General features: G+C 72.1%; 2 protein-coding genes. Both read right to left on the bottom strand.

From position 1 onward, the window contains the following. The coding region (locus tag L0P92_RS36210; protein ID WP_234767302.1) for a non-ribosomal peptide synthetase at nt 1-4,678 on the bottom strand (4,678 nt) is incomplete at its 3' end. Continuing rightward, nucleotides 4,675-11,655 (bottom strand): non-ribosomal peptide synthetase (locus L0P92_RS36205; protein WP_443733830.1); only part of this gene is annotated, 6,981 nt, incomplete at its 5' end. The genes L0P92_RS36205 and L0P92_RS36210, both read right to left, overlap by 4 nt.

The following is an 11,655-nucleotide window of genomic DNA, read 5'->3' as shown; positions in this document are numbered from 1 at the left end:
ACCGCGCCACCCGGTTCGACCACGCCTCCAACTCCCCATACGACACACGGCATTCACCACACACCACCGCCTCCGCACCCGGAGTCCGCCCCGCCTGCTCCGCGAACAACACCGGCAACGACACCCCACGCACCCCACGCGAAACCCCCTGCCACTCGGACAGCAGCTCCTCGCGCTCCCGCGCAGAAAGGACATCCACGGCAGAGATACGACGCCCCGCATCACCCTCCGCAACCCACTCCAGAACCCGCACCAACCGGTGGACGAGGGCCTCGGCCGTCGACCGGTCGAAGACATCGGTGCTGTACTGCAGGGCGCCGCGCAGGCCGCCGGGCGTGCCGGTCATGCTGTGGGACTCGGCGAAGGAGAAGCCGAGGTCGAACTTGACGCGGTGGGTCTCGACCGCCTCGTGGCGGACGCTGAGCCCTGGGAGCTTGGCGATCTCGTCGAGGGCTTCGACCGGGCCGGCGTTGTTGAGGTTGAGCATGGTCTGGAAGAGGGGGTGGCGGGCGAGCGAGCGCTCGGGGTTGACCGCCTCCACCAGCCGCTCGAACGGCAGGTCCTGATGCGCGTACGCCGCCAGGTCCACAGCCCGCACCCGCTCCAGCAGCTCCGCCAGCGTCGGATCACCCGAAATATCGGTGCGCAGCACCAGCGTGTTGACGAAGAAGCCCACCAGATCGTCCAGCGCGTCATCCGTCCGGCCCGCGATCGGCGTGCCCAGCGGGATGTCCGTACCCGCGCCCAGCCGCGACAGCAGCGCCGCCAGACCCGCCTGCAGCACCATGAACAGGCTCGTGCGGCTCTGCCGGGCCACCTGGAGGAGGGCCTCGTGCAGTGCGGGCGGCAGCTCGAAGGGGATGACGTCGCCCTGGTAGGTGGCGACGGGCGGGCGGGGACGGTCGTAGGGCAGAGCCAGCTCTTCCGGCAGACCCGCCAGCGTCTCCTTCCAGTAGGCGAGCTGGCGGGACATCTCGCTGTCCGCGTCCTTCTCGGTACCCAGCACCTCGCGCTGCCACAGGCTGAAGTCCGCGTACTGCACCGGCAACGGCGACCACTGCGGCGCCCCGCCCGCGACACGGGCCGCGTACGCCGCCGTCAGATCGCGCGCCAGGGGTGTGCGTGACCAGGCGTCGGTCGCCACATGGTGGGTGAGCAGCAGCAGCACGTGGTCGTCGTCGCCGAGCTCGAAAAGCCAGGTCCGCAGGGGTGGTTCGGCGGCGAGGTCGAAGGGGTGGCTCGCGGCCCGCAGGAGGTCGTCCTGCAAGCGGTTCTCGTCGGTACCGGCGACGATGAGTTCGGGCCGGGCGTGGTCGAGCACGATCTGGTGCGGGCCCTCGGCGTCCTCGGCGAGGACCGTGCGGAGGGTCTCGTGGCGCGCGGTGAGGTCGGCGAGGGCGTTCTTGAGCGCCGTGCGGTCGAGAACGCCGGACAGGCGCAGCGCGACGGGTGAGTTGTAGGCGGCGCTCGGGCCTTCGAAGCGGTGCAGGAACCACAGGCGCTGCTGGGCGTACGACAAGGGCAAGCGTCGGGGACGCGGGTCGTGCGCGGTGATGGGGGTGCGGGCAGCCCCGTTGCCGGTGTCGAGGGCTCCGGACAGGCCGGCGACGGTGGGGGTTTCGAAGAGCTGACGGATGGCCATCTCGGCACCGAGCACCGAGCGGATGCGGCTGACGAGTTTGGTGGCCAGCAGCGAGTGCCCGCCCAGGGCGAAGAAGTCGTCGTCGATCGTCACCCGCTCCACACCGAGCACCTCGGCGAACAGCGCGCACAGGATCTCCTCACGCGGCGAACGCGGAGCACGCCCCGCCACCTGTGGACCGTACTCCGGTGCGGGCAGGGCACGACGGTCGATCTTGCCGTTCGGGGTGAGCGGGAACGCGTCCAGCACCACGAAGGCCGACGGCACCATGTAGTCCGGCAGCCGCTCGGCCGCGAGGGCGCGCACGTCCTCGGACGTGACGGGCGCGCCGCCGGTGGCCACGTAGGCGACGAGCCGCTTGTCGCCGGGCTGGTCCTCGCGGAGCAGGACGGCGGCCTGCGTGACCTGGTCGTGCCCGGCGATCACGGCCTCGATCTCGCCGAGTTCGATGCGGTAGCCGCGGAGTTTGACCTGCCCGTCGCCACGGCCGACGAACTCCAGCTGTCCGTCCTGGTTCCAGCGCAGGACGTCGCCGGTGCGGTACATACGGGAGCCGGGCGGGCCGTACGGGTTGGCGACGAAGCGCTCGGCGGTCAGGCCGGCACGGTGCCAGTAGCCGCGGGCCAGACCGGAGCCCGCGATGTACGCCTCGCCCGGGACGCCGGGGGCCACCGGGCGCAGCCCGCTGTCGAGGACATAGACCTGGGTGTTCCAGAAGGGGCGGCCGACGGGTACGGGGCCGCTCGGGGCGGGCGTGCCGGCGGGGATGCGGTACTGGACGCTGTTGACGGTGGCCTCGGTGGCTCCGTAGACGTTGAGGACGTCCGCGTCCGGGCGGCGGGCCCGCCAGCGGTCGGCGACCTCGCCGAGGAGGAGCTCACCACCGAGCATGATCAGCTTGCTCGGGGAGACCTCGTCCGGGAGCGCCTCCAGGAGGGCGAGGACGCTCGGGGTGCCTTTGAGGAAGGTGGCGCCGGGGCCGTCGACGGCTCGCTCGTCGAGGTCGGCGATGTGGACCAGGCCGCCGGAGACGAGGGTGGTGTAGAGACCGGTGACGGTCAGGTCGAAGGAGACCGGGGAGTGCAGGAGCGAGACACCGGCCATCTCCGGGTAGGCGTGCCGGGCCCACTGCAGGTAGGCGCCGAGCGAGCGGTGTTCGATCAGTACACCCTTGGGTCGGCCGGTGGATCCCGAGGTGTAGATGACGTACGCCGGGTGGGCGGGCAGGGGTGAGGAGATGCTGGTCGTGCCCGGACCGACGGCCAGGGCGTCCGTGAGCTCCGGGTCGTCGAGCAGGATCCGCGGCGTGCCGTGGTCCGGCAGCGCGGCTGCCAGTTCGCGGGTGCTGACCAGCAGGGCGGGCTCGGTGTCGGCGAGCATGAACGAGATCCGGTCCGCCGGGTAGTCGGGGTCGACGGGCAGGTAGGCCGCGCCCGACTTCAGTACGGCGAGCAGGGCGACGACCATGTCGCAGGTGCGGGGCACCGCGATGGCGACGAACCGCTCGGGGGCCGCGCCGCGTGCGGCCAGCAGGCGCGCTAGCCGACTGGAGCGTTCGTCGAGTTCGGCGTAGCTGAGGGTCCGGTCACCGGTCGTGACCGCCGGCGCCTCGGGCGTCCGGGCCACCTGTGCGCGGAACAGGTCGAGGACGGTGGTGTCCGGCACGTCGTGCGCGGTGTCGTTCCACTCCCGCAGCACGCGGTCACGCTCCTGGCCGGTGAGCACGTCGAGGCGGCCGACGGGTTGGTCCGGGTCGGCCGCGAGGGCACGCAGGACACGAACGAAGCGGTCCAGGACCAGTCGTGCGGTGGTCTCGTCGAAGGCGTCGGGTCGGTAGCTGAGCCGGAAGGTCAGGGTGTCGCGGGCGGACGCGATCAACAGCAGCGGGTAGTGGGTGGCCTCGCGGTTCTTGCCGGGCGCGAGGCTGATGGCGGCTCCGATGCCCGTGCCGGCGGCGCCGGACCGGTTGACCGGGTAGTTCTGGAACACCATGGAGGTGTCGAAGAGTTCGCCCTGTCCCACCGCACGCTGGATGTCGGCCAGTCCGAGGTGCTGGTGCGGGGTGAGCCGGGCCTGCTCCGCCTGGACGCGGGCGACCAGGTTGGTGACCGGTTCGGCGGCACGCAGCCGCACCCGGGAGGGCAGGGTGTTGATGAACAGGCCGACCATGCCCTCGACGCCCTCGATCTCCGGCGGCCGGCCGGAGACGGTGGTGCCGAAGACGACGTCGTCGCGGCCGAGGTGTTTGCCGAGGGTGATCGCCCAGGCTGTTTGCACCACGGCGCTGAGGGTGACGCCGCGGTCCCGGGCGAGCTCGGTGAGCGCCGTCGTCTCGGTCCGCGACAGTGTTCCCTGGATCTCGGCTCCGGCCACGGCGGAGCGACCGGCCTCCGGGGCTACGAGGGTGGGCTCGGCGAGGTCGGCGAACGCGTCCTGCCACGCGGCGCGGGCCGCCTCGCGATCCTGGTTCTCCAGCCACTTGAGGTAGTCGCGGTAGGGGCGAACCCTGGGCAGGGCGGTGTCGTCGCCCGACGCGTCGTAGAGCGTGAAGAGTTCGCCCATCAGGACGGGCAGCGACCAGCCGTCGAGCAGGAGATGATGGTTGGTCAGGATCAGGCGATGCCAGGCCTCGCCGAGCCGGATCAGGCGGAAGCGCAGCAGCGGGGGGCGGGCCACGTCGAAGCGGGTGGCCCGCTCGGCGGCGACCAGGCCGGCAGCGGCGTCGGCGCGCTCGGCCTCGGGCAGGCCGGTCAGGTCGGTCTCGGTCCAGGGCAGCGGCACGTCACGCATCACCAGCTGTGCCCAGTCGCCGTTCTTGCGCTGCCGGAAGGCCACCCGCAGGTTGGCGTGGCGGGTCAGCAGCTTCTCGGCGGCGGCCCGCAGGAGCGGGGTGTCCAGGGGCCCTTCGATGTCGAACGACATCTGCACGACGTAGGGGTCGAGTCCGCCTTCGTCGTAGACGCTGTGGAAGAGCAGGCCCTCCTGGAGCGGGGCCAGCGGCAGGATGTCCTCGATCTTCCGCGTGGTGCGACTCACTTGCGGGCCTCTTCTTCCTCGTCGAAGTCGTACGGTTCGTCGTCGAGCAGGTCGTCCAGCTCTGCCTCGAACGCCTCGATCTCGTCCTGGGTGATGGAGGACAGGGAGACGTCGGAGGGGGTCAGGCCGCCCGCCTCGGGGTTCCTGGAGTGGGTCACGAGGCCTTCCAGCGCCTGGAACCACAGGCCGGCCAGTTCCCGCACCTCGGTCTCGTCGAGGACGCCGTCGGCCCAGGTCCAGAACGCGACGAGCTCGGGGCCGCGGGGACCGTCCTCGGTGCGGGCGTTGACTTCCAGCGGGTGGGCGAGTGGCAGGTGGGGCGGATCACCGGCTACGGCCTCGATGCCCGTGAGCGGGGTCCAGTCGCCGGCCCGCGTGCCGCCGGTGGTGATGCTGAAGCGGCCGAGGTAGTTGAAGGCAACCTGAGGTGCGGGCAGGTCGCGGAAACCGGCGGCGGTGGCCGGGTTGAGGTAGCGGACCAGGCCGTAGCCCATGCCCTTGTCGGGCACCGACCTCAGATGCTCCTTGACCCGTTTCACCACGGCTCCGGCGGCCGCCCCGCCGGCGAAGGCCTGGGCGAGGTCCACTCCGCCCGTGTCGAGCCGTACGGGGTACAGGTTGGTGAACCAGCCGACGGTGCGCGACAGGTCGGCGCCCTCGGCCAGGTGTTCCTCCCGGCCGTGGCCCTCGAGATCCAGCAGCAGGCGGGGGCCGCCGTGCCGCCAGCGGGCCCAGGCGAGGGTGAACGCGGCCAGCAGCACGTCGTTGACGTCCGCGTGGAAGGCTGCCGGAACGCGGGTCAGCACGGCCTCAGTGACGTCGCCTGGGAGGGTCAGCGTCAGCCGGCCGGCCGTGCCGTGGGTGTCGCGCGCCGGGTCCAGTGGGCGGCGGCCCAGCGAGGGCCCGGCGGAGCGCAGCACGTCCTGCCACCATGCGGCGTCGGCGATCCAGGCCGGCTTGGTCGCCTCCTCGGTGAGGTGCCGCGCCCAGCGGCGCAGTGAGGTGCCCACGGGCTGCAGTGCCGGTTCCCGCCCGGCGGCGATCTCCTGGTGGGCCTCGGCGAGGTCGGGCAGCAGGACCCGCCAGGAGACTCCGTCGACGACCAGGTGGTTGATGACGACGAGCAGCAGCCCTGGCGTGCCCGCGCCCCGGTCGAACCACACGACCTGCACGGCCCGGCCCTCGGCCAGGCAAAGGCGCTCGACGGCGGCCTCGCCCTCGGTCCTGACCAGGGCGTCGAAGGCGTCGTCAGGGACACCGGCGGCGTCCACCCGGTGGATGATCGAGGCGGCGTCGACCGCTCCCGGCTCGGGGATGTCCATCCGCGGCTCCGGTCCGGTCGTGAGCCGGGCCCGCAGCGCGTCGTGGTGGTCGAGCACCGTCTGCACGGCCCGGGTGATGACGCCCTCGTCCAGGGAGTCCGGGACCTGCAGGACGGCGGACATGGTGAACGCGTCCAGGTCGGTGGAGCGGGAGAGGACCCAGTGCTTGATCGGGGTGAGGGGTACCTCGCCGATGCCGGCGCCGGGTTCCTCGACGGCCGCTCCCGTCGTCTCCGTGACGACCTCGGCGAGCGCGGCCACGGTCCGCTGCTCGAACACGTCACGCACCGACAGTTCCAGGCCTGCCCGGCGCGCACGGCTGACCAGTTGCATCGACATGATGCTGTCGCCGCCCAGGTCGAAGAACCCGTCGTCGACGCCGACCTCGGACAGTCCCACCACCTCGGCGAACAGGGCGCACAGCACCTTCTCCCGCTCGCTGCGGGGCGCGGAAGCCGCCCCGTCCGGGCGGGTCTCGGGGGCCGGCAGCGCGCGGCGGTCGAGCTTTCCGTTGGCGGTGAGCGGCAGTGCGTCGAGGACCACGACGGCCGACGGGATCATGTAGTGCGGCAGGTGCTGTTCGAGGTGGGTGCGCAGGGTGCGGCCCAGGCCGCCGACGTCGTCGGCGTCGTTCGGGACGATGTACGCCACGAGCCGGGTCAGGCCCGGCGTGTCCTCGCGGGTGACGACGACCGCCGTGTCGACAGCCGGGTGCTCGCCGAGCGAGGCCTCGACCTCGCCGGGCTCGACACGGAACCCACCGATCTTGACCTGGTGGTCGGCACGGCCCAGGAACTCCAGTTCCCCGCAGTGGTTCCAGCGCACGATGTCGCCGGTGCGGTACAGGCGGCTGCCCGGCCGGCCGAAGGGCGAGGCCACGAACCGCTCCGCCGTCCGGTCGGGGCGGCCCAGGTAGCCGCGGGCCAGCTGGGCGCCGCCGATGTAGAGCTCGCCGCGCACGCCGGGTGGCACCGGGCGCAGGCCGGCGTCCAGCACGTACACCGAGGCGTTCCACAGCGGCTGGCCGATGGAGGCCGCGGAGGGCCACTCGTCGATGTCGTCGGGGAGGGTCGCGGTGGTGGCCGCGTGGGTCTCTGCCGGGCCGTAGATGTTGTGCGCCATGCGCCGCCAGCCGCTCGCGCAGAAATCACGCAGTTCACTGCTGAGCCGGAACTGTTCGCCGCCCTGGAAGATGTCGGTGAGGGAGTCGAGGGGCTCCCCGCGGTCGGCCGCCGCCGAGAGCAGGTTGTCGATGACGAGCGTCGGGGCGAACAGCTCGTTGACGCCGAACCGGCCGACCCACTCGGCCAGTTCGTAGGCGTCGCGGCGGACGTGTTCCTCCGGGATCACCAGCGTCTTGCCGACGATCAGCGCCTGGAGGATCTCCTGCACGGCGAAGTCGAAGGAGAGGGCGAGGAACTGGGCGGTGCGCGTGCCGACACCGCCGCTGTAGGTGCCGGTGTGCCAGGCGAGCAGGTTCGTCAGCGAACGCATCGGCATCACCACACCCTTGGGGGTGCCGGTGGATCCGGAGGTGTAGACGACGTAGGCGGGGTGGCGCAGGTCCAGCGGGCGTACCCGGTCGGCGTCGGTGAGGTCGGTTGCCGGGGCGGCGGCGAGGGCCCGGACGGTCTGCGGCGCGTCGAGCACGATGTCCCGGACGAGGCCGTCGCCACATGCGGGGCGGACGGCGGCGCAGGTGACGACCGCGCTGGGTGCGCAGTCCTCCAGGATGGTGCGCAGCCTCTGCTCGGGAGCCGTGACGTCCAGGGTGAGGTAGGCGGCACCCGTCTTCAACACCGCCAGCAGAGCGACGATCAGGTCGGGCGACCGTGACAGAGCGGTCGCGACGACGTCCTCCGCGCCGATGCCCGCGGCGGCCAGTACGTGCGCGAGCCGGTTGGCGCGGGCGTTGAGTTCGGCGTACGAGAGCGTGATGTCCTCGCATATCACCGCGGTCGCCTTCGGCTCCGCGGCCACCTGGCGCTCGAACAGCACCGGGACCGGGTCGGGGGGCACGTCGTGCTCGGTGCGGTTCCACTCCTCCAGGACCCGCCACCGCTCCGCCGGTGACATCACCTCCAGTCGGCCGAGGGGCCGCTGGGGATCGGCCACGACGCCCTCCAGGACGCGCAGCATCCGGTCGGCGAACTCCCTCGCGGTGCCGTGGTCGAACAGGTCCGCGTTGTACTCGACGGCCGCGCGCAGGCCGGCGGGCTCGCCCTGTGGCCCGTAGCGCTCGTCGAAGAAGAAGGCCAGATCGAACTTGGAACGACCGGTCTCCGGCGCCCACACCTCCACGGACAGGCCCGGAAGGCGCAGGACGTCCAGCGCGTCCTGGTTGTTGTCGAAGCCCAGCAGAACCTGGAAGAGCGGGTGGCGGGCGAGGGACCGGGCCGGACTGAGCACTTCGACGAGCCGCTCGAAGGGAACGTCCTGATGGGCGTACGCGCCGAGGTTGGTCTCCCGGACCCGGGCGACGAGTTCGGTGAACGCCGGGTCGCCCGAGGTGTCGGTGCGCAGCACCAGGGTGTTCACGAAGAAGCCGACGAGATCCTCGACGGCCGCGTCGGTACGGCCCGCCACGGGACTGCCGATCGGGATGTCGGTGCCGGCGCCGAGCCTGGTGAGGAGCGCCGCGAGGGCGGCCTGCACCACCATGAACAGGCTGGACCCGGTATCCCGGGCCAACGCCGCGAGGCCCGCGTGCAGGTCGGCGGGCACGTCGAAGGCGACGCGTCCGCCGCGGTGCGACTGACGGGCCGGCCGCGGCCGATCGGCCGGCAGTTCCAGTTCCTCCGGCAGATCAGCCAGGGCCTGCTTCCAGTAGACCAGTTGGCGGGAGAGCTCACTGTCCGGATCGTCCTCGGAGCCGAGCATCCGGCGCTGCCACAACGTGTAGTCGGCGTACTGCACCGGCAGCGGTTCCCAGCCGGGAGCCTCGCCGCGGGCGCGCGCCGTGTAGGCGACGGACAGATCACGGGCGAGCGGGCCCATCGACCAGCCGTCACCGGCGATGTGGTGCACCACCAGCACGAGGACGCGGTCCCCGTCGTAGGTGGTGAACAGCCAGGCCCTCAGGGGTGGTTCGGTGGTGAGGTCGAACGCGTGGGACGCGGCCTCGCGCACCCTGCCGGCCAGTTCCCCGGAGGCGATGTCGGCCTCGGTGAGCTGCGGTACCGCCTGCTCGGGCGGCAGGATGATCTGCCGCGCTCCGCCTGCGTCCTCGGTGAACAGGGTGCGGAGCGTCTCGTGCCGCGTGACGAGGTCCGCCAGCGCCTGCCGCAGGGCCGTCCGGTCCAGTGAGCCCGTCAGCCGCAGCGCGACCGGAATGTTGTAGGTGGCGCTGGGTCCCTCCAGGCGGTCCAGGAACCACAGGCGCTGCTGCGCGTGCGACAGCGGGACACGCGCCGGCCGCGGGACCGGGGTGACCGACCGGCGGGCGCCGGATGCCTCGTCCAGCGCGCCGGCGATGCCGGCGACCGTGGGGTTCTCGAAGAGCCGCCGGATCGACAGCTCCACGCCCAGCACCGAGCGGATACGGCTGAGCAGCCGCACGGCCGACAGCGAGTGGCCGCCTCGTTCGAAGAAGTCGTCGTCGATGCCGACCGAGGCCACGCCGAGCATCTCGGCGAAGAGGGAGCTCAGGATCTGTTCCCGCGGGCTGCGCGGCCCACGGGACCGCGCGGGCCGCGTGTCCCGGGCAGCGGCGTCCCCGGGTTCCTCGACGAGCCGCAGCTCCCCGTCGTGCGACCAGCGGGCGGTCCGGTCCGTGCGGTACATCCAGCCGCCGTCGCCGAACGGACACGGCAGCGACCGCTCCCCGTCCTGCCGCGTGGGCGCGCCGTTCGGTCCGCCACCCGTCACGTACAGCCGTCCGGCGGCACCGGGCGGCACCGGGCGCAGCGCCTCGTCCAGCACATAGGCGCGCACGCCGGCCGTCGCTCCCTGCAGGCCCGCCCCGGCCAGCACCGCGGCCACGCCGGGTCGGCCGGAGTCACTCCACTCGTCGAGCACGGCGGCTCGCTCGGCCGGGGCCATGAGGTCGAGTTCGCCGATCGGCAGGTCGGTCCGCCGCGCGCCGACGGTGAGCAGCCGGACGAACCGGTCGGCGAGGGAGTGCGCCGTGTTCCGGTCGAAGAGGTCCGTGGAGAACTCCAGCTCCACCACGATGCCCGCGGGCCGGCCCGCGCTGTCGAAGCGTTCCGTCAGCTCCCAGTTGAGGTCGAACTTGGTGTCCTGAATGGGCAGTCGCTCGAGTTCGACCGACAGCTCGGGCAGCCGCGCCACCTCGGCCACGGTCGCCCGCGGATCGTTGTTGTGCAGGGTCAGACAGACCTGGAAGAGGGGGTGCCGGGCGAGCGAGCGCTCCGGGTTGACCGCCTCCACCAGCCGCTCGAACGGCAGATCCTGGTGCGCGTACGCCGCCAGGTCCACGGCCCGCACACGGTCGATCAGCTGGGTGAACGTCGGGTCGTCCGAGGTGTTGGTGCGCAGCACCAGCGTGTTGGCGAAGAAGCCGACCAGTTCCTCCACCGCCGTGTCGGTGCGGCCCGCGATCGGTGTGCCGATGGGGATGTCGGTGCCGGCGCCGAGCCGGGTCAGCAGCGCGGCCAGCCCCGCCTGCAGCACCATGAACAGGCTGGACCGAGTGGTTCGGGCCAACCGGCCGAGCTCCTGGTGGAGTTCGGCGGGAATACTCAGATGGACCTGCCCGCCGCGGTGCGTCGTCCGCTCGCTGCGCGGACGGTCGTACGGCAGCTCCAGTTGGTCGGGCAGGCCGGCCAGCGTCTCCTGCCAGTAGGCGAGCTGGCGGGAGATCTCGCTGTCCGGGTCGTCCTCGGCGCCGAGCACCTCACGCTGCCACAGGCTGTAGTCGGCGTACTGCACCGGCAACGGCGACCAGCCAGGGGCCTCACCGGCGACACGGGCCGCGTACGCCGTGGCGAGGTCACGGGCCAGCGGACGCATGGACCAGCCGTCACCCGCGACGTGGTGCAGGAGCAGCAGCAGGACGTGCTCGTCCTCAGCGAGCGCGAACAGCGTCGCACGCAGGGGCGGTTCGGTGGCCAGGTCGAAGGCGTACCGGGCCGCGGCGACGAGCCGGGCGGCGAGGTCCTCCTCGTCCACCGGAACCACGTCGATCCTGAAGCCGGCCGCCTCCGGGTCCAGGATCACCTGCGTGAATCCGTCGGGATCCTCGGCCAGCACCGTGCGCAGGCTCTCGTGCCGTGCGACGACGTCCGCGAGCGCCTGCCGCAGGGCCTCCCGGTCCAGCGGTCCCGTCAGCCGCAGCGCTCCAGGAGCGTTGTAGGCGGTGCTGTCGTCGTCCAGCAGGCTCAGGAAGCGCAGGCGCTGCTGGGCGTACGAGACAGGGACGCGGTCGGGCCGTGGGCCCCGCGTGAGACTGCGCCGACGCGCGGGCACCGCGCTCTGGGCGAGGACGGCGGTGAGGCCGGCGATGGTGGGGGTCTCGAACAGCTGCCGGATGGGCAGCTCGACACCGAGGACGGTCCGGATCCGGCTGACCAGCTTCGTGGCCAGCAGCGAATGCCCACCCAGCCGGAAGAAGTCGTCGTCGATCGACACCCGCCCCACACCGAGCACCTCGGCGAACAGCGCGCACAGCATCTCCTCGCGAAGGCTCCGCGGAGC

Source organism: Streptomyces muensis, from assembly GCF_021474425.1.
GTDB classification, from domain to species: domain Bacteria; phylum Actinomycetota; class Actinomycetes; order Streptomycetales; family Streptomycetaceae; genus Streptomyces; species Streptomyces muensis.
This window is presented reverse-complemented; position numbering and strand designations above follow the sequence as displayed.